Below are 24,834 nucleotides of genomic sequence, written 5' to 3' on the forward strand. Positions count from 1 at the left end.
CGACGGCATGGCCTACGACCTGGTGATCTTCGACAACGACGGTGTCCTGGTGGACAGCGAGCCGCTCTCCAACCGGGTGCTGGCCGCGTACCTGACCGAACTCGGCTACCCGACCACGGTCGAGGACTCCTACCGGGACTTCATGGGCTGCGCCGCCCACCGCATCCACGACGTGATCGCCGAGCGGCACGACGGCGCGACGTTGCCGGAGGGCTTCGACGAGCTGTTCCACGGCCGGGTCTTCGACGCGTTCGGCACCGAGCTGACGGCCGTCCGGGGTGCGGAGCAGCTGCTGAAGGAACTGCGGCAGCGCTCCGTCCCCTACTGCCTGGCCTCCTCGGCGCACCACGTGTGGATCCGCACCGCGCTGGACGTCACCGGCCTGCGCGGGTACGTCGCCGAGGAGCGGATCTTCAGCGCCCAGGACGTCGGCGTGGGCAAGCCCGCGCCGGACCTCTTCCTGCACGCCGCCCGTACCCTCGGCGTCGACCCGGCCCGCTGCCTGGTCGTCGAGGACAGCCCCAACGGCGTGCTGGCGGCCCGGGCCGCGGGCATGGACGTGTACGGCTACACCGCGCTCACCGACCCGGCGAAGCTGACCGCCGCCGGGGCCACCGGGCTGATCGCCGACCTCTCCGAGGTCACCGCCCTGCTCTGACCCGCCCTGCTCTGACCCGCCCTGCTCTGACCCGCCCCGCTCCGACCCGTTCCGCTCTGACCCGCCCCGCTCTGACCCGCCCCGCTCTGACCCGTCCTGTTCCGACCCGTTCCGCCCGGCTCTACGCCCGGCCTTCCGTCCGACGGCGGAAAGTCCCTGCGCGACCCCTCCCGCAATCGCGGTCCACCGCCTACGCTCTCGCCAACATCGTCGTACCGGCCAGTAGCGAGGTCCGTCATGAGTGCCGCGTCACCCGCGATCCCGCCCGGCCTGCGCGCCGGGCGGGCCGCGCTCGCCGTCAGCTTCCTGCTCCAGGGCACCACCTTCGCGCTGCTGGTCACCTGCATCCCGGAGATCCAGCACCGGTACGGGCTGAGCGACGCGCTGCTGCCGCTGTTCCTGGCCGCGGTGCCGATCCTCGCCGGGGTCGGCTCGATCACCTCCGAGCAGCTGGTGAAGCGCACCGGCGCGCGGGCCGTGCTGCGGGTCGTCCAGCCGCTGGTCTGCCTCAGCCTCGCGGGCGCCGGCCTCGGCGACACGCTCTGGCAACTCGCCGTCGCGCTCGGGGTGTTCGGCCTGCTGGTGGGCGCGCTCGACGCGAGTATGAACATGCTGGGGGTGGGCCTGCAGCACCGCTACGGCCGCTCGATCATGATCGGCTTCCACGCCGCGTTCAGCCTCGGCGGCATCCTCGGGGCGGCCCTCGCCGGCCTCGGCTCGCACTACGACCTCGGCCTGCCAGTGCTGTTCGGCACGGCCGCGGCGGTGATCGTCCCGCTGGCCCTGCTGACCGGCACCCGATTCGCCGGACCGGCCGAACTCGGGGACGCCGTACGGGAGGCCGCCGAGGCCGCCGCGCGGTCCATCCCCTGGCGGCCGCTGCTGCCGCTGTGCCTGGCGATGGCGTTCGCGTACATCGCCGACGCCTCGGTCTCCAACTACAGCGTCAAGTACCTCACCGACGGCCTGGGCAGCGCCGCGGACGTCGCCAAGCTGTCCTACCTCGGCTACATGGTCGCGATGCTGCTGGGCCGCGCGCTGGGCGACCGCGCCGTGCAGCGCTGGGGCGCCGTCCCGGTGGTCCGGGCCGGTGCCGGGCTGGCCGCGCTCGGCTTCGCGCTGGCCGCCGCCGCGCCCACCGCCTGGGTGGGGATCGCCGGTTTCACCGTGCTCGGCTTCGGCATCTGCGCGATCATCCCGCAGGTGTTCGCGGCCGGGGGCCGGCTGTTCCCGGCCGACTCGGACGCCGCGGTGGCCCGGCTGAACCTCTTCAACTACGTGGGTTTCCTGATCGGTTCGCCGCTGGTCGGGACGATCGCCGACGCGAGTTCGTACCGCTGGGCGCTGCTCGCCCCGATGCTGCTGGTGCTCGCCGTCCTGCCGCTGGCCGAGCGCTTCGCCCCGGCGCCGGCGCTCGCCCCCGCCAGGGTGTGACGGGGGCGAGCTGGGGCGGGAAGGGAGGTCAGCCGATCACGGTGGCCAGCTCGGGCAGGCCGTTGGCCCACAGCTGGTCCTTGATGCCACCGCCCGACTGGTAGTACTCGTAGTAGACGTACGGTGCCCAGTTCAGGGTGTACGGCCCGGTCCAGGTCGGGGCCGAGGTGATCTGGACGGTGACCGCGACGGTGCGGGTCTCGCCCGGGGCGATCGGCGCCCGGAAGTGGAAGTTCGCGTTGTTCCCGCCGAAGGCGCAGTCGGTGGAGTCACCGGAGCACCCGGTGACCGTGAACGCGCCGGCCTGCTGGTTGGCCGGCCAGATCGGCTGGATGTACTCGTAGGCGAAGTAGATGTCGGTGGTCTCGGTGTTGGTGAGCGAGAGCGTCAGGGTCAGCTGGTCGCCCGGTGCCGCCGTCTTCTTGTCGACGGCGAACGAGCTGCCGCTAACCGCGGCGGAGGCCGGCTGGGCGGCAAAGAGCAGGCCAAGTCCCAGTAATGCAGCGAGAATTACCCCAAGGCGTTGCGCGCTGAATGGCTTCATGGCGGAGAGGATATGAAGTCGTGAAGGTTTTGTCTGTAGGGCCTCCGCAGGGGCCCTGAGCCCCGCCCCCGGCGCGCCCTGGACAAGGCCCGGCCACCCCCACCCGCTACGGTGGAGGCCATGCCCGACGCCGAGCGTGACACCCCCTGCGGCCTGCACCTCTTCTGGGACGAGGCCGTCACCGCCTACGACTTCGGCCCCGGCCACCCGATGGACCCGACCCGGCTGGCGCTCACCATGCGCCTGGTCGAGGCCCTCGGACTGGACGCCGGGCCCGGGGTGACGGTGCGGGCCGCACCGCCCGCCGGCGAGTCCACCCTGCGGCTGGTGCACACCCGGGAGTACGTCGAGGCGGTCAAATACGCCGCCGCCCACCCCGACGAGTCGGATCCCCGGCACGGGCTCGGCACCGACGACAACTGGGCTTTCCCCGCAATCCATTCGGCCTCCGCGCTGATCGCCGGTCAGTCCGTGGCCGCCGCCGAGGCGGTCTGGCACGGGGAGACCCCGCACGCGGTGAACTTCGCCGGCGGACTGCACCACGCGATGCCCGCCAAGGCCTCGGGCTTCTGCGTCTACAACGACCCGGCGCTGGCCGTCGCCCGGCTGCTCGAACTCGGCGCCGAGCGGGTCGCCTACGTCGACGTGGACGTCCACCACGGGGACGGCGTCCAGCAGGTCTTCTGGAACGACCCCAGGGTGCTCACGATCTCGCTCCACGAGCACCCCGCCACGCTCTTCCCGCAGACCGGCTGGCCCACCGAGACCGGCGGCCCGGACGCCCCCGGCTCCGCCGCCAACCTGCCGCTGCCGGCCGGCACCGGCGACGCCGGCTGGCTGCGCGCCTTCCACGCCGTGGTGCCCGAACTGCTCACCGCCTTCCGCCCGCAGGTCCTGGTCACCCAGCACGGTGCCGACACCCACCTGGAGGACCCGCTCGCCCACCTCGCCGTCACGCTGGACGCCCAGCGGATGATCGCCGAGGAACTGCACGACCTCGCCCACCAGCTCACCGGCGGCCGCTGGATCGCCACCGGCGGGGGCGGCTACGCCGTCGTGGACGTCGTCCCGCGGACCTGGACCCACCTGGTCGCCACCGCTGCCGGACGGCCCGTCGACCCGGCCACCGAGACCCCCGAGTCCTGGCGCGCCGAGGTCTACCGCCGCACCCGCCGGCCCGCCCCGCTGCGGATGACCGACGGCGCCCGACCGGTCTGGCGCGACTTCGACGCGGGTTACGATCCGGCCGACCGACTCGATCAGGCCATCCTCGCCAGCCGCCGCGCGGTGTTCCCCCACCTCGGCCTCCTGGCCTGAGACCGGCCTCCCGGCCCAGGTGCGGGTGGGCCGTGCGTATGCCCGCTCCCGCGTTCCGCCGAGTGACTACGTACTGCAACAGTCCTATCTCTCACCGTACGAGGACCGCACCTCCCCTCTTCCCACTGGTACCACCCATAACTACTCTGGGGATACACGTGTGCCGGTGGAGTCACCGGAGGGGAAGCCGGTGCCTTGCACACGGGTGAAGGGTCGGGTGATGGTCATGAGTTCCGGCGAACGCCCCTTGCAGGAAGTCGTCTTCCTGACCGTGGCGGAGGTTGCCTCGGTCATGCGGGTGTCGAAGATGACGGTGTACCGGTTGGTGCACAGCGGAGAGCTGCCGGCCATCAGGGTCGGGCGGTCCTTCCGGGTGCCCCAGCAGGCGGTGCACGAGTACCTCAAGGAGTCCTACGTGAGGCTTGAGAGCGCGTAGTTCCGGGTGGGCGGGGGTGGGGCCGCAGCTGCGGATCCCACCCCCGTTCGCCGGGGATTCCCCGCGAGTTTCCCGGTCACCGGGAGCACGATTACGGCCCAGGGCCCGTGGACGGTAGGCTAGGCCGTCCGTCAGTCGTATGGACTCCGTCTCTCACGGGCGCGAGTCTCAGTGAGCGAGGGTTGTTCCGTGGGCTCTGTCATCAAGAAGCGTCGCAAGCGTATGGCCAAGAAGAAGCACCGCAAGCTTCTGAAGAGGACCAGGGTCCAGCGTCGCAACAAGAAGTAACGCCTGAGCCTGCGCTTCGGCCCCGCCCAGGCGGGGATTAGTCGCGGACTCGCGTACAACGGCGCAGGAAGAAGTAGTGCGCCCCGCCTTGGCGGGGTTCAGGCGTTCCACCGCCCGTCCAGGCCTCGGCCTGGGCGGGCGGTGTCGTTTCACGGCCCGGCAGGGCGGCGCGGTACGGTGCACGCAGGCCGCTCGGGCCGAGGGAATGGGGTGCACACCGTGGGCGTGGTCGTGCTCGTCACCGGCGTGGCACGCCATCTCGGTGCCCGCTTCGCCGCCGAGGTCCGCCGCCGTCCGGGCGTGGACCTGGTGGTCGGCGTGGACGTGCAGCCGCCCCGGCTGCCGGTCGAGGAGCCGGACGGACCGGCCGCCGAGTACCGCTTCCACCAGCTCGACCTGCGCCGCCCGGCGGTCTCCCGGGTGATCGCCGAGCACCGGGTCGACACCGTGGTCCACCTCAGCGTCAGCGCCACCGGCCTGGGCTCCACCAACCGCTCCGCGGTGAAGGAGTCCAACGTCATCGGCACCATGCAGCTGCTCGGCGCCTGCCAGAAGGCGCCCGGGGTGCGCCGGTTGGTGGTGAAGTCGACCACCGGCGTCTACGGCTCCGCGCCCCGCGACCCGGCGGTGTTCACCGAGCGCATCCAGCCGAAGAACCCGCCCGGCGGCGGCTTCGCCAAGGACGCGGCGGAGGTCGAGGGCTACGTCCGCGGCTTCGCCCGGCGCCGCCCGGACGTCGCGGTGACGGTCCTGCGCTTCGCCAACATCGTCGGCCCCGCCGCGGACACCCCGCTCAGCGAGTACTTCGCGCTGCCCGTGCTGCCGACCGTCCTCGGCTACGACCCCCGGCTGCAGTTCGTGCACGAGGACGACGCCGTCGCGGTGCTCTGCCGGGCCGCCGCCGAGGCCGAACCGGGCACCGTCAACACCGGGACCTTCAACGTGGCCGGGGAGGGCGTCCTGCTGCTCTCCCAGTGCGCCCGCCGGCTCGGCCGGCCGACCGTGCCGCTGCTGCTGCCCGCGGTCAGCTGGATGGCCGGGCTGGCCCGGCAGACCCGGCTGCTGGACGTCTCGCCGGAGCAGCTGCGGCTGCTCACCCACGGCCGGGTGGTGGACACCACGCGACTGCGCGAGACGCTCGGCTACCGCCCGGCGTTCACCACCCCGGAGGCCTTCGCCGACTTCGCCGCCGCGCAGGGGTCCGGCCTGCTGCCGCCCGAGCGGCTGGCCGCCGTCACCGACCGGCTGGCCGCCCTGCTCGGCCCGGTGCGGGCCCCGGCCGCCGGCGTCCCCACCGTCCGTACCGACCGCCCCCGCCGACCCAGGAGCTGAACCCGCGATGAGTGCCGCAGCCGAGAACGCGCCGGGCGAGGCCAGGGTCATCCCGATCGAGTCCGCCCCCAGCTGGACCTCGCCCGACGACCCCGGGCCCGCCGACCGGCCAGCCGACCGGCTCGCCGACGCCGTCGGCGGGGCGCTGTCCGGGCAGCTCGGTTCGGCGGCCACCCGGCTGTTCGGCAAGGGCTGGGAGGGCCGGGCCGCGGACGGGCTGGCCTTCCTGCGCCGCCGGATCACCGGCGACTACGAGGTGGACGAGTTCGGCTTCGACCGGGAGCTCACCGAGGAGGTGCTGCTCGCCCTGCTGCGCCCGTTGTCCGAGAAGTACTTCCGGATCGAGGTCCAGGGCGTCGAGAACATCCCGGCCGAGGGCGGCGCGCTGATCGTCGCCAACCACTCCGGGACGATCCCGCTGGACGCCCTGATGACCCAGGTCGCCATCCACGACCACCACCCGCACCACCGGCACCTGCGGATGCTCGCCGCCGACCTGGTGTTCGTGCTGCCGGGCGTCAACGAGCTGGCCCGCAAGGCCGGCCACACGCTGGCCTGCAACGAGGACGCCCAGGCGCTGCTGGAGCGCGGCGAGGTGGTCGGGGTCTGGCCGGAGGGCTTCAAGGGCATCGGCAAGCCGTTCGCCGAGCGGTACAAGCTCCAGCGCTTCGGGCGCGGCGGCTTCGTCTCCTCGGCGCTGCGCGCGAAGGTGCCGATCGTGCCGTGCTCGATCGTCGGCGCCGAGGAGACCTACCCGATGATCGGCAACGTGAAGACACTGGCCCGGCTGCTGGGCCTGCCGTACGTGCCGATCACGCCGACCTTCCCGTGGCTGGGGCCGCTGGGCGTGCTGCCGCTGCCGACCAAGTGGACCATCCGGTTCGGGGAGCCGATCGCCACCGACGGGTACCCGGCGGAGGCGGCGGACGACCCGATGCTGGTCTTCGACCTGGCCGACGAGGTGCGCGAGACGATCCAGCACACGCTCTACAAGCTGCTGGTGCAGCGCCGGTCGGTGTTCTTCTAGGTTTCCCGCGACCCCTGGGTCTCCCGTGGCCCCCGGGGCACGGGAGACCCGCGAGGGACGGCCGAGGGCCCCGGCGATCCTGGAACTCCAGGGATCGCCGGGGCCCTGCGTCGTCCGGTCGGCCGCCGGTCAGCCGCCGAGGAGCCGCAGCCCGGGCAGCAGGCCCGGGATCAGCGGGGGCACCTCGACGCCCTGCGGCTGGCCGGCGGCCGGGGCGCTGGGTGTGCCGGAGGGCTGCTGCGGTGCCTGCGGCGGGGCCGGGACGGCGCTCGGCGAGGTCTTGCCGCCGGTGAGCCCGCTGGTGAGGTCCCCGACGAGCCCGTTGACGGCGTCCGGCGCGCTGCTGGGCAGGGTGCTGGGCAGGCCGCCGCCCTTGGCGCCGATGCCGCCGGGCGTGCTGGAGCCGGTACTGGCGGGGGCCCGCTCGGTGCCGCCGGGGCGGTTGTTGCCGCCGCTGCTCGCGCCGGTGCCGCCACCCTGGGCCGGGCGTTCGCCGGGCGCGGTGCCGGAGCCGTTCGCCGGGGTGTCGGCGGGGGCGCCGCCGGTGGCCGGGCCGGCCGTGTCGCCGCCCGCTCCGGTGCCGGCCGGGCCACCGCTCTTGGCGGTGGGCTGGGCCAGGCGCAGGGGCGCGACGTCCTCGCTTATGTCGTCGAAGAGCTGGTCGACCAGGTGGGCCTGCTGGGTGAGCTGGACGGGCAGCTGGCCCGCCAGTTCGGTCCAGCGGCCGTCCTCGCCCTGGGCGAAGCCGGCCAGGGCGCGCATCGGGCCGAGCGAGCCGTTGCTGCGGTAGACCGAGCGGAGCAGCTCGCGGCCCTTGATGGCGTCGGCGTGCATGTCGTCCAGCGCGCGGCGGACCCGTTCGACGGTGCCCGGGCTGAGCCCGGTGGCCGGGCCGGGGTGGCCGACCAGGGTCTTGGCCTCGCCGAGCCTGGTGGCGGCGTTGTCGAGCAGCAGTTCGCCGCGCTCGGAGTCGGTGTCCGCCAGGTCGAGCCTGAGCCCTTCGAGGCCGCGCTTCATGCCGTACAGCGTGTCCCCGGGGAGGGCGTTGGAGCTGGCGGCGGCGGCGCCGGCGAGGCTGCCGACGGCCAGTCCGGCGACCAGTCCGCCGATCGCGAACCGGCGGCTCCAGCGGCCGCGCGGCGCCGTCCGGATGGCCCGGTGCCGGCGTTGGCGGGGCACTGTGGCGCCCGGTCCGCCGGCGAAGGCCTGCTCGAACGCGGCCATCAGCTGCGCGCGTTGGACGGTCCGTACCTCCGGGTCCAGCGCTGGTCCGGGCATCGCGCCCAGTGCGTCGGTCAGGCCGACCAGTTGGGCCATCGCGACCGAACCGGCGCCGGTGGCAGCGGTGTTGGCCGATTCGGCGTCCGCTGCGCCGCGCTGCTCCGCCCGGTGGGCCTCCAGCGCCTCGGCGAAGGCCTTCGCCCGTCGGTGCTCCAGCACGTTTGCCGTCACGGGCCACACCTCCCTTCGTCGTTGTCGACACCCCGGCCTGCCGGACGGTTGCCTCGGCGGGCCAAAGCCACTCCATCGGGTGACAGGTCGCAATTCGGCTTGACCGTACGCCTGGTGGGGACTTGCACGCTGGCCAACGAGTGGTGCGGGCGGTGGGTTACGCGCGGCTGATCATCGGATCGACCGTTCACCCGGACGTGTCGGTCGGGTACGGATGGTGACGGCCCGTCGGGCCGCCCGCCGGCTATGCCTCCCCCGGTCACCGCGGCCTCACCGGGCGTCCGGCGGCAGCAGCCGGGCCAGGGTGCGGACGGCGCGGTACTGGAGGGTCTTGATGGCACCCTCGTTCTTGCCCATGATCCGCGCGGTCTCGGCCACCGAGAGCCCCTGGAGGAAGCGGAGCGTCACGCACTCCTGCTGCTGCGGGTTGAGCCGGTGCACCGCGTCCAGCAGGGCGGCGTTGGAGAGCGACTCCAGCACCGACTCCTCCGGGCTGCGCTCGCACTCGTTGGAATCGAGCATCTCGCCGGTGGTCACCTCCAGCCGGAAGCGGCTGGACTTGAAGTGGTCGGCGACCAGGTTGCGGGCGATGGTCACCAGCCAGGCGCCGAAGTCCCGGCCCTGCCAGGTGAAGGTGCCGATCCGGCGCAGCGCGCGCAGGAACGTCTCGCTGGTGAGGTCCTCGGCGGTGGCCCGGCTGCCGACCCGGTAGTAGATGTAGCGGTAGACGGTGTCCGCGTAGTGGTCGTAGAGCCGGCCGAAGGCCTCGCTCTCGCCGGCCTGGGCCCGCTCGACCAGCTCCATGATCGGGTTGTGCTCGGTCTCGTAGCCGGGGCTCGGCGCGGTCCGGGCGCGGCCGCGGCCGACGCCGGTGCTGCCGGTGCGGCCGCGCGAGCCGGTGCCGGTGGAGCCGGCGGCGGTGGTGCGCAGTGCCAGGCCGGAGCCGTGCGGGTGGCCGAACGGGGCGCCGGCGGGCACGAGTTGGGGCGAGGCGGCGAGCTGGCTGCGGAGCAGGTTGCGCAGCAGGTCCAGGCCGGTGGAGATCTGCCGGTCGGCGACGGGGCGGCCGCGGAGGCCGGTGCGGGGGCGCAGGGGCGCGGACGACGGGCGGGAGGGTGCAGGCGCGTCGTTCCGGACGGGTGGGTACACGGGACTCCCAGAGGCAGAACTGTGGACGGATCACCTCCGCCTGCGCGGAGAGCACTCCCGCGCCGCCCGTTCGAGCGGGGCGCGTGGGTGACGTGCATCCAGGAGAGAATAACGCTTTGTGCAATGACAGCTACACCGTGTGGTCGAAGTGGTCGTTTGGGATCCATTTATCGCGCATATTCGGCTGACTCTGACCGGACCTGCCATCGTTCATCCGGCTCAACGTGACCGTTCGGGCGCCCAGGGTGACCAATTCGGGGGTCCGGCCGGTGGTTTCCCAGTCTTGAGGCCTGGCAACCCCCGACTTTCCCGGTCTGGCGAACGATCAGAACCGGTCACCGGCTGACAGGTTCGCTCATTGGGCCGGAAAGCCGTACCGGAAACGGGAGTTCGCCCGTACGAGGGGCCAGGTCAGAGGCCTGGTTGACGGCCGGCCACCCGCGCGGGAAGGCCGTGGGGAGGGCGCGGACAGGCCCGGCGGCGGGGGCGCGACCGGGGGTGGCGGGAGCCCGTCAGGCGCAGCGGCGGCGGCGGTTCAGGGCCACCCCGGCGGCCGCCGCACCCGCGAGCACCCCGAGCGCGGCCGCCGCCGGCAGCCCCACCCGGGCCGCCTTCCGGCCGGTCCGGAAGTCCCGCACCCGCCAGCCCTGGGCCCGGGCGTGGCGGCGCAGCGCGCCGTCCGGGTTCACCACGTACGGGTGGCCGACCAGCGAGAGCATCGGGATGTCGTTGGCCGAGTCGCTGTACGCGGCGCAGCGGTCGAGGTCCAGCCGCTCGTGCCGGGCCAGCGCGTGCACCGCGGCCGCCTTGGCCGGGCCGTGCAGCAGCTCGCCGACCAGCCGGCCGGTGTACAGGCCGCCGTCGGCCTCGGCGACGGTGCCCAGGGCGCCGGTCATGCCGAGCCGGCGGGCGATCACCCGGGCCACCTCCAGCGGGGCGGCGGTGACCAGCCAGACCCGCTGGCCGGCGTCCAGGTGCATCTGGACCAGGGCGCGGGTGCCGGGCCAGATCTTGTCGGCCACGACCTGCTCGAAGACCTCCTCGCAGATCGCCTCCAGGTCGGCGGTGCGCTTCCCGGCGACCAGGCCGAGCGCGGTGTGCTGGGCGTCCGAGATGTGCTCCGGGTCCTCGGCGCCGTTCAGCCGGAACCAGGCCTGCTGCCAGGCGAACCGGGCGATGTCGCGGCGGGTGAGGAAGCCGCGCCGGTAGAGGCCGACCCCGAGGTAGAAGATCGCGGCCCCGCGCAGGATGGTGTTGTCGCAGTCGAAGAACGCGGCGGCGCGCGGGTCGCCCGGCTCGGGGGTGTGGTTCTCGGCCGGGGCCTTGGGCGCCTTGCCGGGCCTGCCCGCGGCGGGCGCGGCGCTCTCGGTGGAGCTCTCGGTCGGAGCGGTGCTCTCGGTGGGCGCGGTGCTCTCCGCGGGGGCGGTGGCCGGCTCCGGCTCGGCCTGTAGCGCAGCTGCCGCCGCCTCGGCGGCAGCCTCGCCCGCCAGGGCGCTCCGCTCGGTGGTGGAACGCTTCGCCTGGGTGAGCCTTCGGAGCACGGCCATGTCATCGAGCATAGCCAGCCGGGCGCGCGGCGGCCGTGACGGCGCCGTGCCCGCGCGGTGAACACCGGGCGGTCCCGGGCGCCGGTGGGGCGGCCGCCGGGCGGGCGGACAATGGCCGGGTGAGCCCACTGCTGCGACGTGACAAGAGCCCGAAGCCCGCGCCGGCCGACCGCACCGTGACCCTGGTCGGCAAGCCCGGCTGCCACCTGTGCGACGACGCCCGGGAGGTGATCGTCCGGGTGGCGGGCGAGCTGGGCGCGACCTTCGAGGAGAAGGACATCACCCAGGACGAGGAGTTGTACCGGCGCTACTGGGAGCAGATCCCGGTGACCCTGATCGACGGCCGCCAGCACGACTTCTGGCGGGTCGACGAACGCCGCCTGCGCGCCGCCCTCGGCGGCTGACCGCTCCCGCGCGCCACCGTCGCCGCCCCCGCCGCTCGGCGGGGGCGGTTCGCCGAATCGTTGTCAAGGACACCCCGGTCCGGCTTGAGCCGGGGCCGGTTGGTCGGCTTACGATCGAACGCGTTTGCGCCCAGGGGGGGCTGAGCACACGAGGAGTGCCGCCATGCTTCCCGGCCCGACCCCTGGGACGCCCGAAGCCCCGCCGGGCGCCCGGGGCTTCGCCGTGGTGGACGTGGAGGCGACCGGCCGCAGCCCGTGGCGGCACCGGGTGGTCGAGATCGCGGTGGTCCTGCTGGACGAGCGGCTGCGACCGGAGGCGGAGTTCGCCACCCTGCTCGACCCGCTGGGCCCGGTCGGTCCGACCCATGTGCACCGGATACACCAGGCGGACGTCGAGGGCGCCCCGCGCTTCCGGGAGATCGCCCCGCGGCTGCTGGAGCTGCTGGCCGGCCGGGTGCTGGTGGGTCACCACGTCAGCTGCGACCACGGATTCCTGGATCGCGAGTTCGCCCGGATCGGGGTCGCGCTGCCGCCCGTGCCGCTGCTGTGCACGATGCGGCTGGCCCGCGCCCACCTGCCGCAGGCCCGCGGCCACGGCCTGGCGGCCTGCGTGGAGGCGGCGGGCCTGGGCTGGTACCCGGCGCACACCGCGCTGGGCGACGCCCGGGTGACCGCCGAGCTGCTGCGGCACTGCGTCGGCGTCCCGTCCTGCCCGCCGGACGACTGGGCGGGCCCGCTGCGCGAGGCGGCCCGGGTGCCCTGGCCGCGGCTGGGCCGGGCCCGCTCCCGTTCGTCCGGCACGCCCGTCCCGCTGGTGCGCCGGGAGGCGCCGTACGGCCCGTGGCTGCCCGGGGTGCCCGCCCCGGCCGTCCTCCTGACCGAGCGCGGTGCTATGGGTTCGACGGCGTGATGCGCATCACTGTGTGGGGACAAAACGGACACCATCTTTGTGCACACGTTCACAAACGCATAGCCTGGCTGCCAAAGCCCAGCTTCACCCACAGGAGCACCGTGGCAATCGGCCGATCACCACAGAGCAGTTCGCAGACGCCCGACCAGGGCGCCGCGCGCCGACCCTCGCGTGCCCGGGGCATCCCGGAGGCGACCGTCGCCCGCCTCCCCCTCTACCTGCGCGCGCTCACCGCGCTCTCCGAGCGTTCGGTGCCGACGGTCTCCTCCGAGGAGCTGGCCGCCGCCGCCGGCGTGAACTCGGCGAAGCTGCGCAAGGACTTCTCCTACCTGGGCTCCTACGGCACCCGCGGCGTCGGCTACGACGTCGAGTACCTCGTCTACCAGATCTCCCGCGAGCTGGGCCTGACCCAGGACTGGCCGGTCGTCATCGTCGGCATCGGGAACCTCGGCCACGCCCTCGCCAACTACGGCGGCTTCGCCTCCCGCGGCTTCCGGGTGGCCGCCCTGCTGGACGCCGACCCGAACGTGGTCGGCGGCAGCGCGGCCGGCCTGCCGGTGCGGCACATGGACGAGCTGGAGTCGATCGTCGAGAGCCAGCACGTCTCGATCGGTGTGATCACCACCCCGCCCGGTGCCGCCCAGCAGGTCTGCGACCGGCTGGTGGAGGCCGGCGTCACCAGCATCCTCAACTTCGCCCCGACCGTGCTGACCGTCCCGGACGGCGTGGACGTGCGCAAGGTCGACCTCTCCATCGAGCTGCAGATCCTGGCCTTCCACGAGCAGCGCAAGGCCGGCGAGGAGCCGGACCGCACCGAGTCGGTGCTGGACCGCGCCCCGGGCCCGGTCCGGGCGGCGGCCGCCAAGCTGCGCCGCGCGGCGGGGGGCAACGGCAAGGGCCGCGGCACCGCCGAGACCGCGGCCAAGGACCAGGCCGAGCAGGGCCAGTCCGGCAAGGGCGGGGAGGGCGATCTCCCCGCGGTGATGCCCGCATGAGCGAGCGAGTCAGTCGCAGGGCGCAGCTCGTGCGGAGCACCCGCCGAGTGGTGCGGGGCGGCCGCATGAGTACGGACAACCGTGGGACCTGGGGGCGGGCGTGAGTCTTCTCGTCGTTGGACTGAGCCATCGCACGGCGCCGGTCGGCGTGCTGGAGCGCGCCGCGCTGACCGGTGAGGTGCCGACCCGGCTGCTGCACGACGCGGCCGCCACCGCGACCGTCGCCGAGGCCGCGCTGCTGAACACCTGCAACCGGATCGAGCTGTACGCGGACGTGGACAAGTTCCACGCCGGCGTCGCCGAGCTGTCGCTGCTGCTCGCCCACCACAGCGGGGTGGACCTGGAGGAGCTGACCTCCCACCTCTACGTCCACTACGAGGACCGCGCCGTCCACCACCTGTTCTCGGTGGCCTGCGGCCTGGACTCGATGGTGGTCGGCGAGGGCCAGATCCTCGGCCAGCTGCGCGACGCGCTGGCCACCGCGCAGGAGGAGCACACCGCCGGGCGCGGCCTGAACGAGCTGTTCCAGCAGGCGCTGCGGGTCGGCAAGCGGGCGCACAGCGAGACCGGCATCGACAAGGCCGGCCAGTCGCTGGTGACCTTCGGCCTGGAGCAGGTCGCGGCGGGCGCGGGCGAGATCGCCGGCAAGCGGGCGCTGGTGGTCGGCGCGGGCTCGATGAGCTCGCTGGCCGCCGCCACCCTGGTCCGCTCCGGCGTCACCGACGTGCTGATCGCCAACCGGACGCCGGCCCGCGCCGAGCGCCTGGTCGAGATCCTCGGCTCCGGCGTGGCCCGCACCCTGGACCTGGCCAAGGTGCCGGAGGCGCTGGCCGACGTCGACCTGGTGATCTCCTGCACCGGCGCGGCCGGTGTGGTGGTCAAGGCCGGGGACGTGGCCGCCGCGGTCGCCGCCCGCACCGCCGACCAGCCGCTCGCCCTGCTCGACCTGGCCATGCCGCGCGACGTCGACCACGCCGTGCACGAGCTGCCCGGCGCCCTGCTGGTGGACCTGGAGAGCCTCTCCCACGCGCACGCCGCCACCCCCGGCGCCGGTGACGTGGACCAGGTCGGCCGGATCGTCGCCGACGAGGTGGCCGCCTTCGGCGCCGCCCAGCGGGCCGCCCGGATCGCGCCGACCGTGGTCGCGCTGCGGGCGATGGCCTCCGGCGTGGTCTCCGCCGAGCTGGGCCGGCTGGACTCCCGGCTGCCCGACCTGGACGAGCGCTCCCGCGCGGAGATCACCCAGACCGTCCGCCGCGTCGTCGACAAGCTGCTGCACGCCCCGACCGTCCGGGTGAAGCAGCTGGCCGCCGAGCCCGGCGGCGCCTCCTACGCGGACGCGCTGCGCGAGCTGTTCGACCTCGACCCGGCGGCCGTGCACGCCGTGTCGGGCACACCCGTCGGCGGCCCCCAGCCCTCGGGCGGGGGCGCCAGATGAACCGTCAGCCATCCCACGAGTACCACCGGGACGATCACCTCATGAATGGTCAACCGATCACGGAGCAGACTCCGGCCGCCACCGCGACCCTGCGGCTCGGCACCCGGCGCAGCGCGCTCGCCATGGCCCAGTCGGGCATGGTGGCCCGCGAGGTCACCCGGGTCACCGGGCGCCCCGTCGAGCTGGTCGAGATCACCACCTACGGCGACACCTCCCGGGAGGCGCTGGCGCAGATCGGCGGCACCGGCGTGTTCGTCTCCGCCCTGCGGGACGCGCTGCTGGAGGGCCGGATCGACTTCGCCGTGCACTCGCTCAAGGACCTGCCCACCGCCGAGCCGGAGGGCCTGGCGCTGGCCGCCGTCCCCGAGCGCGAGGACGCCCGGGACGCCCTGGTCGCCGCCGAGGGCCTGACCCTGGACGAGCTGGTGGAGAAGCTGGCCGGCGCCGGCCGCCCGGCCCGGATCGGCACCGGCTCGCCGCGCCGGATGGCCCAGCTGAACGCCTGGGCCACCGCCCGCGGCGCCGCGCTGGAGACCGTCGCGATCCGCGGCAACGTGGACACCCGGATCGGCTACGTGACCAGCGGCGAGCTGGACGCGGTGGTGCTGGCCACGGCCGGCCTCAACCGGCTCGGCCGCAGCGCCGAGATCTCCCAGCACCTCGACCCGGAGCTGATGGTCCCGGCCCCCGGCCAGGGCGCGCTCGCGATCGAGTGCACCAGCGCCGACACCGACCTGACCGCCGCGCTCGCCGCCCTGGACCACGCCCCCACGAGGGTCGCCGTGGTCGCCGAGCGGGCCCTGCTGGCCACCCTGGAGGCCGGCTGCTCGGCTCCGGTGGCCGCGCTGGCCACCTGGGTCCGACCGAACGAACTGCGGCTGGAGGGCGTGGTCGGCGACCCCGACGGCGCCGCCCTGCTGAAGATGTCCGCCAACGGTCCGATCGTCCTCGACGAGACCGCCGAGCAGCACGCGACGGCCCTCGGCCGCGCGCTGGCCGCCCGGCTGCTCGACGCGGGCGCGGCCACCCTGATGGGGGAGCGAGCCCGATGAGCCCCACCGCCGCCACCGAAACCCCGTTCCCGGGCGGCCAGTCCGCCACCGGACGGTGCACCTTCCTGGGCGCGGGCCCCGGGGACCCGGGGCTGCTGACCCTGCGCGCGGTCGAGGTGCTGTCCTCGGCCGACATCCTGGTCGCCGACCCGCTGACCGCGGTCGCCGTGCGCACCCACTGCCCGGCCGGTGTGCAGGTGCACACCCCGGTCGCCGAGGGCGCGGACTTCAACCTGGCCCGGCTGGTCGCCGAGGCCGTGCGGGCCGGCAAGCACGTGGTCCGCACCGTCGACGGCGACCCGGGCCTGGACGGCTGCGCCGCCGAGGAGATGCTCAGCTGCGCCGGCGACGGCATCCCCTTCGAGGTGATCCCGGGCGTCGCCCAGTCGGTCGGCGTCCCGGCGTACGCGGGCGTCCCGCTGCGCGGCGCGGCCGGCACCGACGTGCGCTTCGTGGACGGCACCGCGCTGCTGGCCGGCAGCCCGGTGGACCTGGGCGCGCCGGAGACCACCCTGGTGGTCCGGACCACCCTGGGCCAGCTGCCGGCCACCGCGGGCGCCCTGGTCGCCAACGGCCGCAAGCCGGAGTCGGCGCTGAGCGCCACGCTCTCCGGCACCACCACCCGCCAGCGGACCTTCACTTCCACCCTGTCCGGCATCGCCGCCGACCTGAAGGCCGCCCGGGTGCTGCCCTCGCCGGTCTCCGCCCCGGTGGACCCGGCGACCTCGGTGATAGCCGTGGTGGGCGAGCAGGTCGCCCACCGGTCCTCGCACTCGTGGTTCGAGACCAAGCCGCTGTTCGGCTGGAACGTGCTCGTGCCGCGCACCAAGGAGCAGGCCACCGGCCTGTCCGAGCAGCTGCGCTCGTACGGCGCGGTGCCGCAGGAGGTGCCGACCATCGCGGTCGAGCCGCCGCGCACCCCGCAGCAGATGGAGCGGGCCATCAAGGGCCTGGTCACCGGCCGCTACGAGTGGATCGCCTTCACCTCGGTGAACGCGGTCCGGGCGGTCCGGGAGAAGTTCGAGGAGTACGGCCTGGACGCCCGCGCGTTCGCCGGGATCAAGGTCGCGGCGGTCGGCGAGACCACCGCGCAGGCCCTGGTGGACTTCGGCGTGAAGCCGGACCTGGTGCCCTCCGGCGAGCAGTCCGCGGCCGGCCTGCTGGAGGACTGGCCGCCGTACGACCCGGTGTTCGACCCGATCGACCGGGTGCTGCTGCCGCGCGCCGACATCGCCACCGAGACCCTGGTGGCCGGCCTGGTCGAGCTGGGCTGGGAGGTCGACGACGTGACGGCGTACCGGACGGTGCGCGCCTCGCCGCCGCCGGCCGAGACCCGTGAGGCGATCAAGGGCGGCGGCTTCGACGCGGTGCTCTTCACCTCGTCCTCGACCGTGCGGAACCTGGTCGGCATCGCGGGCAAGCCGCACAACGTCACGGTCATCGCCTGCATCGGCCCGGCCACCGCCAAGACCGCCGAGGAGCACGGCCTGCGGGTCGACGTGATGGCCCCGGCGCCGTCGGCGGCCGCGCTGGCCCAGGCGCTGGCAGACTTCGGGGCCAAGCGCCGCGACACCGCCACGGCCGCCGGCGAGCCGGTCTACCGGCCCAGCGAGCGCCGTCCGGGTTCGCGCCGCAAGGCCCGCTGACACCCTCGGGACCGGGGGCGGCGATCCGTCGCCCCCGGCACTGCACAACCGTTCGGAGAGAGAAGCCGTGTCCGCTGAATTCCCGTACGTACGCCCGCGCCGGCTGCGCCAGAGTCCGGCGATGCGCCGCCTGGTCGCCGAGACCCGGCTGCACCCGGCGGAGCTGATCCTGCCGCTGTTCGTCCGCGAGGGCGTCAGCGGGCCCGTCCCGGTCACCTCCATGCCGGGCGTGGTCCAGCACAGCCGGGACACCCTGCGCAAGGCCGCGGTGGAGGCGGCCGAGGCGGGCCTGGGCGGCCTGATGCTGTTCGGCGTGCCGGCCGTGCAGGATGCCACCGGCAGCGAGGGCACCAACCCGGACGGCATCCTCCAGCAGGCGATCCGCGACGTGGTCGCCGAGGTCGGCGACGCCCTGGTGGTCATGTCCGACCTCTGCCTGGACGAGTACACCGACCACGGCCACTGCGGCGTGCTGGCCGCCGACGGCAGCGTGGACAACGACGCCACCCTGGAGCGCTACGCCGAGATGGCCCGGGTGCAGGCGGACGCGGGCGTCCACCTGGTCGGCCCGTCCGGCATGATGGACGGCCAGATCGGCGTGATCCGGCGGGCGTTGGACGAGGCCGGGCACCAGGACGTGGGCATCCTCGCCTACACCGCCAAGTACGCCTCGGCGTTCTTCGGCCCGTTCCGTGAGGCGGTCGGCTCCTCGCTCAAGGGCGACCGCAAGAGCTACCAGCAGGACCCGGCCAACGCCCGTGAGGCGCTGCGCGAGCTGGAGCAGGACCTCGCCGAGGGCGCCGACCTGGTGATGGTCAAGCCGGCCATGGCCTACCTGGACATCCTGCGCCAGGTCGCCGACGCCTCCCCGGTGCCGGTCGCCGCGTACCAGGTGTCCGGCGAGTACGCGATGGTCGAGGCGGCCGCGGCGAACGGCTGGATCGACCGGGAGCGGATGATCATGGAGACGCTCACCTCGATCCGCCGGGCCGGGGCCGAGCAGATCCTCACCTACTGGGCGGTCGAGGCCGCCGCGATGCTCAAGTAGCCGGTGCCGCAAGGCAGGGCGTTCAAGTAGCAGGCGCAGGGCAACGAGAAGGCCGGGCCGCTCCCCGTGGGGGCGGCCCGGCCTTCCGGGTCCTACTTCCAGCCGTTGATGTGCGCGAAGCCCTCGCCGCCGCCGATCACGTCGGTGGAGGTGGCGGCGCCGCCGCCGAAGCCGCCGGCGATGACGTCGCTGGTGTGGCCGACGCCGAAGCCCGCACCGGCCGCGAACGGCTGGTCGCCCGAGGCGACGAACTCGCCGCCGCCCGCGAAGCCGACGTGCGCGAACGCCGGGGTGGCGGCACCCGCGAGCGCCAGCGCGGCGGTGGCGGTCAGTGCGGCCTTGGCCAGCTTGCTCTTCATGGAAATGCCCTCTCTTTCGGAGCGCCCCGGCGGGCGCTGCCTCTGACACGTGATCACATCCGGCCGTGCGGGTCGGCGCCCCACGCGCCGGTCCGAACGCCCGCTCACCCGGCCGGTCCGCACCTGTTCGGCGGTCGGCCGGACACCTCGCCCGTGGCGCCTTGAGCACCCGTGGCGCTCGTAGCGCCCGTAGCGCCCGGAGGGCCCGGGGAGACGTACCTCCCCGGGCCCTCCGTCCGTGCCGTGCCCCTTGATCAGCCGATCAGGTGCGAAACGCCCGCGTCGCCCGAGGACTGGGTGTTCTGGCCGACGTTGCAGATCTGCTTCGGGGTGCTGTTCAGGATCGGCACCTCGACCGGAACCGCGACGCCGACCACGGCGACGGCGATGTTGTGGATCTCCGGCAGGCAGATGTTCGCGTTGTCCAGGGTGTGGAAGTTCGGGCTGCCGTTGCCGTGGGTGCCGGTCTGGTTGGTGCCACCGTTGCCCTGGACGGAGGTGGCGGCGCCGTCCGCGTCGACGATGGCGGAGGCCGAGCCGGCGGACATCGCGATGGCGGCGGCGGCCAGGCCGGCGGCGGCGAGGGACTTCTTGATCATTTCCGGTTTTCCTCTCGAGGGGTGAATCGGGGAGCGATTCGAAGGGTGGTTCAGGGGGAGTGCAGCTGGGGGAACGGTCAGCCGACCAGGTGGGACACGCCCGCGTCGCCGTGGCTCTGGGTGCCCTGGCCCTGGGTGCAGTACTGCTTGCCACCGCTGTTGGCGATCGGGACCTCGACCGGGACGGCCACGCCGAGCACACCCACCGCGATGTTGTGGATCTCGGGGAGGCAGACGTTCGCGTTGTCCAGGAAGTGGAAGTTCGGGCTGTTGTTCCCGACCGTGCCGGTGAAGTTGGTGCCGCCGTTGCCCTCGATGGAGGCTGCGGCGCCGTCCGCGTCACCGATCGCCGAAGCGGGCGCGGCGGCGGCGGCCAGCGCGGCGACGGCCAGGCCGGCGGCGGCGAAGGACTTCTGGATCATGGGGAGATCCCTCTCTGAAATGCTCTTGGTTTCCGTGCGTACAACGCGTAGAACGCTCAGACCCGGTCTGCAGTCACTGACGTCCAGATCAAAGAATGACGGCACGGAAGGTTACGGGGATTTTTGAAAAGAGTCCGGGAGGCGCGTCGTAGGGTGGTTTCCGGTCGGATTATTAGGCCGAACCGGTTAACCGCCGCAATCCGTACCAACGGTCACTCGTTGAGGCAGATTGCTTTCCGGCTGCGCCCCGCAGCCCCTCCCTTCAGGGATCTCCAGTACGGACAGGCAGAACGGTGAAAAGCATGAAGTTCTCCAAGCGGGCCGGCGCGATGCTGTTGGCGGTCGGTGCGGGCATGCTCGCCTCCCAGGGAGCGGCCAGTGCCGCCCAGGCCAGCCCCGACCAGGTCGGTGCCCTGGAGGACAAGCTGGCCACCCAGCAGGTCCCGGCGGACGTGCCGCTCACCCCGCTCGGCAGCCGCGTCACGGCCGGCATCCCGACCTCGCTGCTCCTGCCGCCGGCGCCCGGCCGCACCACCAGCACCGAGCTCATCCCGGACCGGCTGGTCCCCGAGCTGCAGACCGGGAAGGTCGGCCCGAGCGCCAAGGCCCAGCTGCCGCTCCCCCTGGTCGACCAGGGCGCCGACCTCGGCCAGGTGCTGCTGGAGGCCCCGGCCGCGCCACTGCACGCCGACACCCCCGGCCTCGCCGTCGGCAAGCCGCTCGCCCTCGTCCAGGACGGCACCGGCCAGCTGGCCGACGGCCGGCTCAAGGTGGGCGAGGTGGACCCGCGACTGGTCACCGGCACCGTGCAGGCCGTCCCCGGGGCCACCGCCAGCCTCGGCGACGACGACCACCCGATCTCGGTCACCGACAAGGTGGGCGACCTGGCCGCGACCACCACCGCGACCACCACCGGCGTGGTGCAGCAGACCGGCCTAACCGACCTGACCCAGCTCTGAGCCCAGCGGCTCCGGGCACGGTGGAGCCCGGCACCCCGGACGCGACCGGGGTGCCGGGCTCCCGTCTGCGCCGGGCGGCTCAGCCCGGCAGCACGCCGGTCAGCCCGCCGACCAGCGGGAGGTCCCGGATGCCGCCGCCCGCGCTCAGCGGGCCGGTCAGCCCGCCGGTGCCGACCGGGGCCAGGCCCTGGTCGGGCTTGACGGTCGCGCCGTTGTTGAGCACGTCGGCCGAGGAGTTCGCCCACGGGTCCAGGCGCAGGTCCTTGACCGGCGCGAGCCCGTAGCCGAGGCCGGAGGTCGTCCCGTTCAGCGCCTGACCGACGTCGGTCTTCGCCAGCTTGGCCGGGCCCGACGCGGGGGCCGAACCGGTCGTGGTGGCGGCCTGCGCCGAACCCGCGCCGAGCAGCATCGTGGCGCCGACGGCGACGACCAGGCAGGCCCCGCTCTTCTTCGAAACCATGCGGATCACCCTTCGGTGGATCGGGGGCCGGACGGCCACCGGCCGCCCGGGGATGCCGAACTGCCCCCCGGCCGGCTGGTCGGGGGGCAGTACGGCCGGAACGGGTGCCGATCGGGGATCAGCAGTCGTCCGCGGGCGGCGGGGGGAGCTCCACGTTGGCGCAGGTGTTGCCGAAGGCCGGGTTCAGCAGGCCGACGACGTTGATGGAGTTGCCGCACAGGTTGATCGGGATGTGCACCGGGATCTGGACCTGGTTGCCGGAGACGACACCGGGGGAGCCGGCGGCCACGCCCTCGGCGCCGGAGCTGGCGAACGCACCGCCGGCGGCACCGAGGACCAGACCGGTGGCGGCCAGGGACAGGACGGCGGCCTTCTTGAAGTTGCGCATGTCTTTCCTCCGTTTTCTGCCCGACGGATGGGAAATGTCGGGAGCCGGGCGAGCACGAATACTCACCCGCTGGTTTCTGGGGATTGCCGTGATTGTCGCTCCGGCGGCGCACACCGGCGTGTTTCGCCCATGGCTCGGGCGTCGACGCGGCCGCCGCGTTGTTCCAGCACCTCGCGAACAATTCCCGCACGGCCGGGAGCGGTTCGGGCAGAGGTGCGACCAGGGGAATTCCCGGTCAGGCGCTGAGGCAGTTATTGCCGAACGCCGGGTTCAGGAGGCCCACCACGTCGATCGAGTTGCCGCACACGTTGAGCGGAATGTGCACGGGCACCTCCACCGAGTTGCCCGAGACCGCGCCGGCCGAGCCGGCCGCGACACCCTCGGCGGACGCGCCGTGCAGGTGGTGGGCGGACGCGACGCCGGCGCCGGCGGCGAGCAGGGCGGCGCCGGCCGCGGTGCCGACGACGCCGTGGGCGAGCTTGCGCATGGGCGGTACTCGATTCGTGTGAAGGGGGCCGGGTGGATCGTGTTCCGCCAGAGAGAACGAGGCACCGTGCGAGGGGAAACGGTCCGGTCCGCTGATCACCCGAATGCCGGTCGCCGTCTCCGTTGGGCCGGATGGGTGACAGTGCGTCCACTGTCGCAACCGGCCCGGGTGGGTGTCGTTCTTGATGTCGCACTCCCCGTGCATCTCTGTATGAACAGTCAGGAGGCTCGTATGAGCATCAAGAAGACCGCCGCCGTCGGCGCGGCCGTGGTGGGCATCGTGGCCGCCGGCGCCGGCACCGCGATGGCCAGCTCCGGCGCCGAGGGTGTCGCCGCGGGTTCCCCCGGTGTCATCTCGGGCAACCAGGTTCAGGTTCCGGTTCACATCCCGGTCAACCTGTGCGGCAACACCATCGACGTCATCGGCCTGCTCAACCCGGCGTTCGGCAACCACTGCGCCAACGCGGGCTGATCCTGCTCCCGGTTCGGCCGGTACGAGCCGCTGTTCCGCGCTTCCCTCCTGGGGCGCGGGGCGGCGGCTCTCCGCATGTCCGGGGGCGTGTCGGGGCGTCAGGTTCCGGCGGTGTCACAAGCCTTGTTGCGTTACTTGTCAGTACCTAGAATATGAGACCTGCTCACCTTTCTTGCTCCGCGCCGCTCGGCGCCCGGCCGGGCGGCCCCCCACCCCCCGCAAGGAGTCGCGTGTGATCAGGTCCCGACTGACAGCGGCGCGGCGGCCCCGGACGGTGGCGCGCCGCTCCCCGTACGGCGCGCTGCTCGCCACCGGCGCCCTCGTCGCCACCCTCGGCCTGGCCGGCGCCCCCGCCGCCCTCGCCGACCCGGCCCCCGCGGCCGGCGCCACCCGCCCGGCCGCCATCGTCGCCCTCGGCGACAGCGCCATCTCCGGGGAGGGCGCCGGCACCGACACCAACGACGGCTACTTCCCGGAGACCGACAGCCCCACCAACTACTGCCACCGGCACCCCAAGTCGGAGATCTTCGTCACCGACATCCCCGGCGTCACCCCGATCGACCTCGCCTGCTCCGGCGCCCAGACCGGCGACCTGGTCAGCGACCCCGAACTCGCCAAGGTCACCGGCTCCGGCAGCGGCGACTTCGGCGAGCCCAAACAGGACGTCAAACTCGCCGACGCGGCGGGCAAGTACGACGTGAAGATGGTCGTCGTCACGATCGGCGCCAACGACGACTTCGACTTCAGCGGGATCATGATGCACTGCCTCGCGCAGTACTTCCCGATCCCCAAGGACCAGGGCTGCCGCGACACCATCGGCAGCGACGAGATCGTCCAGCGCGCCAAGCGGGTCCAGCCCAAGGTCGTCGCGGCGCTCCAGAACATCCGGCAGACCATGCGGAAGGCGGGCTACGCCGACTCCTCGTACCAGCTGGTCTACCAGTCGTACTTCAATCCGATCACTCCGGACATCCGGCGCAACGACTACCTCGGCAAGGTCGCCGACGGCTGCCCGGCCTTCCCCGAGGACCTCGCCTGGGGCCACAACTGGGTGGTGCCGACCTTCAGCGACGCGCTGCGCGGCGCCGCCGAGCAGGTGCCCGGCGTGCGCTACCTCGACCAGCGGCGGGTCGCCTTCGGCCACGAGGTCTGCGCGGAGTGGACCAGCTCCCCGTACGAGTACAGCAACGGGGACGTCATCAACCTCGCCGAGTGGGCCCGCAACGGCTGCGACTCGCAGATCGGCATCCCCGGGCTGTGCATGAACATGGTCCGCCAGTCGTACCACCTGAGGGTGGCCGGCTACCGCGGCGAGGGCGTCTGCCTCGGCCAGTTCTTTGCCAAGCCCGAACTGGCGCAGGCCTACTGCACGCTCAACCAGCAGAACACCACCTCCATCCAGCCGCTCACCCCCGGGCAGCCGTTCGCGGACGTCCCCGAGGACGGCTCCTGGTACCAGCTCACCAACGCGGCCAGCGGCAACGCGCTCGACCTCACCGGCGGCGGCACCTACGGCGACTCCACCAACGGCCGGGCCGCCATCACCTATCCGGCCACCGGCGGGCTCAACCAGTCCTTCGTCCTGGAGGCCAAGGCCGGCGGCAGCTACGAGCTCGACTTCAGCGGCAACCGGGACATGTGCCTGGACGCCAACGCCGCCTCCACCGCCGCCGGCACCCGCATCCAGCAGTGGCGCTGCAACGGCGGCGGCAACCAGCACTGGGTCCTCAAGCCGGCCGGCGGCGGCCGCTACAAGATCGCCGACTCCCAGGACCCGACCAAGGTGATCGCCCCCGGCACCACCTTCGACGCCAAGGGCAACCCCGCCGTCGAACTCGCCACCGACACCGGCGCCGCCGGCCAGCTCTGGCAGCTCACCAAACTCGGCATCGTCTACCTCCACGGCTGATCCCCGGCCCCGGGCCGGGGGGGGGGGGGGCCGGGGGGGGCGGCGGGCGGCGGGGGCGGCGCCGCGGGGGCGGCGGCGGGGGGGGCGGACCTGGGGGGGCGCG

At 73.5% G+C, this 24,834-nt stretch carries 27 protein-coding genes; 17 read left to right on the plus strand and 10 right to left on the minus strand.

The genetic code is table 11. The features are described 5' to 3' along the window. The first annotated feature begins 7 nt into the window (after nucleotides 1–7). Both ACFV6D_RS03970 and ACFV6D_RS03975 read left to right on the plus strand, forming a co-directional pair. Nucleotides 8–658: an HAD family hydrolase gene (locus ACFV6D_RS03970; RefSeq protein ID WP_363374871.1), complete on the plus strand. Its 651-nt coding sequence runs from the start codon at nucleotides 8–10 to the stop codon at nucleotides 656–658. Nucleotides 659–895: 237 nt separating this feature from the next. After that, entirely contained in the window at nucleotides 896–2,092 is a 1,197-nt protein-coding gene (locus ACFV6D_RS03975) for an MFS transporter (protein ID WP_063348847.1), read from the plus strand. 28 nt (nucleotides 2,093–2,120) lie between these two features. On the opposite strand, the gene ACFV6D_RS03980 is transcribed toward ACFV6D_RS03975, so the two are convergent. Beyond that, nucleotides 2,121–2,636, minus strand: coding sequence for a DUF11 domain-containing protein (locus ACFV6D_RS03980; protein ID WP_063348848.1), 516 nt, complete (start codon nucleotides 2,634–2,636; stop codon nucleotides 2,121–2,123). Nucleotides 2,637–2,756: 120 nt separating this feature from the next. Between ACFV6D_RS03980 and ACFV6D_RS03985 the strand changes: the two genes are divergently transcribed. The 5 genes from ACFV6D_RS03985 (at nucleotide 2,757) to ACFV6D_RS04005 (ending at nucleotide 7,036) form a co-directional block, all read left to right on the plus strand. Further along, entirely contained in the window at nucleotides 2,757–3,953 is a 1,197-nt protein-coding gene (locus ACFV6D_RS03985; RefSeq protein WP_063348849.1) for an acetoin utilization protein AcuC, read from the plus strand. A 226-nt stretch (nucleotides 3,954–4,179) separates the two neighbouring features. Continuing rightward, nucleotides 4,180–4,389, plus strand: a complete 210-nt coding sequence (locus tag ACFV6D_RS03990) for a helix-turn-helix domain-containing protein (protein WP_063351305.1) — start codon at nucleotides 4,180–4,182, stop codon at nucleotides 4,387–4,389. A 189-nt stretch (nucleotides 4,390–4,578) separates the two neighbouring features. Further along, on the plus strand, nucleotides 4,579–4,677 hold the full coding sequence (locus ACFV6D_RS03995; RefSeq protein ID WP_003948845.1) for a 30S ribosomal protein bS22: 99 nt from the start codon (nucleotides 4,579–4,581) through the stop codon (nucleotides 4,675–4,677). A 219-nt stretch (nucleotides 4,678–4,896) separates the two neighbouring features. Next, nucleotides 4,897–6,009: an NAD-dependent epimerase/dehydratase family protein gene (locus tag ACFV6D_RS04000; protein ID WP_063351306.1), complete on the plus strand. Its 1,113-nt coding sequence runs from the start codon at nucleotides 4,897–4,899 to the stop codon at nucleotides 6,007–6,009. Between the two features lie 7 nt (nucleotides 6,010–6,016). Next, nucleotides 6,017–7,036 carry a lysophospholipid acyltransferase family protein gene (locus ACFV6D_RS04005; protein ID WP_063348850.1) on the plus strand — a complete coding sequence of 340 codons (1,020 nt, stop codon included), beginning with the start codon at nucleotides 6,017–6,019 and terminating at the stop codon, nucleotides 7,034–7,036. Between the two features lie 129 nt (nucleotides 7,037–7,165). Here ACFV6D_RS04005 and ACFV6D_RS04010 read toward each other — a convergent pair whose 3' ends face one another. The 3 genes from ACFV6D_RS04010 to ACFV6D_RS04020 all read right to left on the minus strand — a co-directional run bounded on the left by ACFV6D_RS04010 (nucleotide 7,166) and on the right by ACFV6D_RS04020 (nucleotide 11,184). After that, nucleotides 7,166–8,488 (minus strand): DUF5667 domain-containing protein, encoded by a 1,323-nt coding sequence (locus ACFV6D_RS04010; protein ID WP_380558240.1) that lies wholly within the window; start codon nucleotides 8,486–8,488, stop codon nucleotides 7,166–7,168. A gap of 270 nt (nucleotides 8,489–8,758) precedes the next feature. Continuing rightward, on the minus strand, nucleotides 8,759–9,580 hold the full coding sequence (locus ACFV6D_RS04015; protein ID WP_063351307.1) for an ECF subfamily RNA polymerase sigma factor, BldN family: 822 nt from the start codon (nucleotides 9,578–9,580) through the stop codon (nucleotides 8,759–8,761). A gap of 569 nt (nucleotides 9,581–10,149) precedes the next feature. Further along, entirely contained in the window at nucleotides 10,150–11,184 is a 1,035-nt protein-coding gene (locus ACFV6D_RS04020) for an HAD-IB family hydrolase (RefSeq protein ID WP_380558243.1), read from the minus strand. A gap of 119 nt (nucleotides 11,185–11,303) precedes the next feature. Here ACFV6D_RS04020 and ACFV6D_RS04025 point away from each other — a divergent pair, with 119 nt between their 5' ends. The 7 genes from ACFV6D_RS04025 (at nucleotide 11,304) to hemB (ending at nucleotide 18,677) form a co-directional block, all read left to right on the plus strand. Further along, the gene (locus tag ACFV6D_RS04025) at nucleotides 11,304–11,588 is read left to right on the plus strand and encodes a glutaredoxin family protein (protein ID WP_063348853.1); all 285 of its coding nucleotides are present in this window, start codon (nucleotides 11,304–11,306) and stop codon (nucleotides 11,586–11,588) included. 163 nt (nucleotides 11,589–11,751) lie between these two features. Continuing rightward, nucleotides 11,752–12,498 (plus strand): 3'-5' exonuclease, encoded by a 747-nt coding sequence (locus ACFV6D_RS04030; RefSeq protein ID WP_063348854.1) that lies wholly within the window; start codon nucleotides 11,752–11,754, stop codon nucleotides 12,496–12,498. A 107-nt stretch (nucleotides 12,499–12,605) separates the two neighbouring features. Beyond that, on the plus strand, nucleotides 12,606–13,493 hold the full coding sequence (locus tag ACFV6D_RS04035; protein WP_363375013.1) for a redox-sensing transcriptional repressor Rex: 888 nt from the start codon (nucleotides 12,606–12,608) through the stop codon (nucleotides 13,491–13,493). Nucleotides 13,494–13,593: 100 nt separating this feature from the next. Continuing rightward, nucleotides 13,594–14,931 carry a glutamyl-tRNA reductase gene (locus ACFV6D_RS04040; protein WP_063348855.1) on the plus strand — a complete coding sequence of 446 codons (1,338 nt, stop codon included), beginning with the start codon at nucleotides 13,594–13,596 and terminating at the stop codon, nucleotides 14,929–14,931. Between the two features lie 41 nt (nucleotides 14,932–14,972). Beyond that, nucleotides 14,973–15,983, plus strand: a complete 1,011-nt coding sequence (gene hemC / locus ACFV6D_RS04045; RefSeq protein WP_063348856.1) for a hydroxymethylbilane synthase — start codon at nucleotides 14,973–14,975, stop codon at nucleotides 15,981–15,983. Next, a complete protein-coding gene (locus tag ACFV6D_RS04050; RefSeq protein ID WP_063348857.1) occupies nucleotides 15,980–17,629 on the plus strand; it encodes a bifunctional uroporphyrinogen-III C-methyltransferase/uroporphyrinogen-III synthase in 1,650 nt (549 codons plus the stop codon). The genes hemC and ACFV6D_RS04050 overlap by 4 nt, the downstream gene beginning before the upstream one ends. A gap of 67 nt (nucleotides 17,630–17,696) precedes the next feature. Further along, on the plus strand, nucleotides 17,697–18,677 hold the full coding sequence (gene hemB / locus ACFV6D_RS04055) for a porphobilinogen synthase (RefSeq protein ID WP_380338110.1): 981 nt from the start codon (nucleotides 17,697–17,699) through the stop codon (nucleotides 18,675–18,677). A gap of 92 nt (nucleotides 18,678–18,769) precedes the next feature. On the opposite strand, the gene ACFV6D_RS04060 is transcribed toward hemB, so the two are convergent. The 3 genes from ACFV6D_RS04060 to ACFV6D_RS04070 form a co-directional block, all read right to left on the minus strand. Next, a complete protein-coding gene (locus ACFV6D_RS04060) occupies nucleotides 18,770–19,036 on the minus strand; it encodes a hypothetical protein (protein ID WP_380491037.1) in 267 nt (88 codons plus the stop codon). Between the two features lie 254 nt (nucleotides 19,037–19,290). Further along, nucleotides 19,291–19,635: a rodlet layer protein gene (locus ACFV6D_RS04065; RefSeq protein ID WP_380431020.1), complete on the minus strand. Its 345-nt coding sequence runs from the start codon at nucleotides 19,633–19,635 to the stop codon at nucleotides 19,291–19,293. A 77-nt stretch (nucleotides 19,636–19,712) separates the two neighbouring features. Beyond that, nucleotides 19,713–20,057 carry a hypothetical protein gene (locus ACFV6D_RS04070; protein ID WP_031063477.1) on the minus strand — a complete coding sequence of 115 codons (345 nt, stop codon included), beginning with the start codon at nucleotides 20,055–20,057 and terminating at the stop codon, nucleotides 19,713–19,715. A 302-nt stretch (nucleotides 20,058–20,359) separates the two neighbouring features. Here ACFV6D_RS04070 and ACFV6D_RS04075 point away from each other — a divergent pair, with 302 nt between their 5' ends. Then, nucleotides 20,360–21,016, plus strand: a complete 657-nt coding sequence (locus tag ACFV6D_RS04075; RefSeq protein ID WP_380491035.1) for a hypothetical protein — start codon at nucleotides 20,360–20,362, stop codon at nucleotides 21,014–21,016. Between the two features lie 79 nt (nucleotides 21,017–21,095). Here the strand turns inward: ACFV6D_RS04075 and ACFV6D_RS04080 are convergent, their stop codons facing one another. From ACFV6D_RS04080 to ACFV6D_RS04090, 3 genes are all read right to left on the minus strand, one after another. After that, a complete protein-coding gene (locus ACFV6D_RS04080) occupies nucleotides 21,096–21,476 on the minus strand; it encodes a hypothetical protein (RefSeq protein ID WP_350878444.1) in 381 nt (126 codons plus the stop codon). 118 nt (nucleotides 21,477–21,594) lie between these two features. Beyond that, a complete protein-coding gene (locus tag ACFV6D_RS04085; RefSeq protein ID WP_380558246.1) occupies nucleotides 21,595–21,864 on the minus strand; it encodes a chaplin in 270 nt (89 codons plus the stop codon). A 235-nt stretch (nucleotides 21,865–22,099) separates the two neighbouring features. Then, the gene (locus ACFV6D_RS04090; protein WP_380375483.1) at nucleotides 22,100–22,351 is read right to left on the minus strand and encodes a chaplin; all 252 of its coding nucleotides are present in this window, start codon (nucleotides 22,349–22,351) and stop codon (nucleotides 22,100–22,102) included. 231 nt (nucleotides 22,352–22,582) lie between these two features. On the opposite strand from ACFV6D_RS04090, the gene ACFV6D_RS04095 reads away from it, so the two are divergent. Both ACFV6D_RS04095 and ACFV6D_RS04100 read left to right on the plus strand, forming a co-directional pair. Next, the gene (locus ACFV6D_RS04095) at nucleotides 22,583–22,822 is read left to right on the plus strand and encodes a chaplin (protein WP_380491029.1); all 240 of its coding nucleotides are present in this window, start codon (nucleotides 22,583–22,585) and stop codon (nucleotides 22,820–22,822) included. Between the two features lie 232 nt (nucleotides 22,823–23,054). Then, nucleotides 23,055–24,731, plus strand: coding sequence for an RICIN domain-containing protein (locus ACFV6D_RS04100; protein WP_380558249.1), 1,677 nt, complete (start codon nucleotides 23,055–23,057; stop codon nucleotides 24,729–24,731). The last annotated feature ends 103 nt before the right edge of the window (nucleotides 24,732–24,834 follow it).

It is taken from the genome of Kitasatospora sp. NPDC059812, from assembly GCF_042732075.1.
GTDB lineage: Bacteria > Actinomycetota > Actinomycetes > Streptomycetales > Streptomycetaceae > Kitasatospora.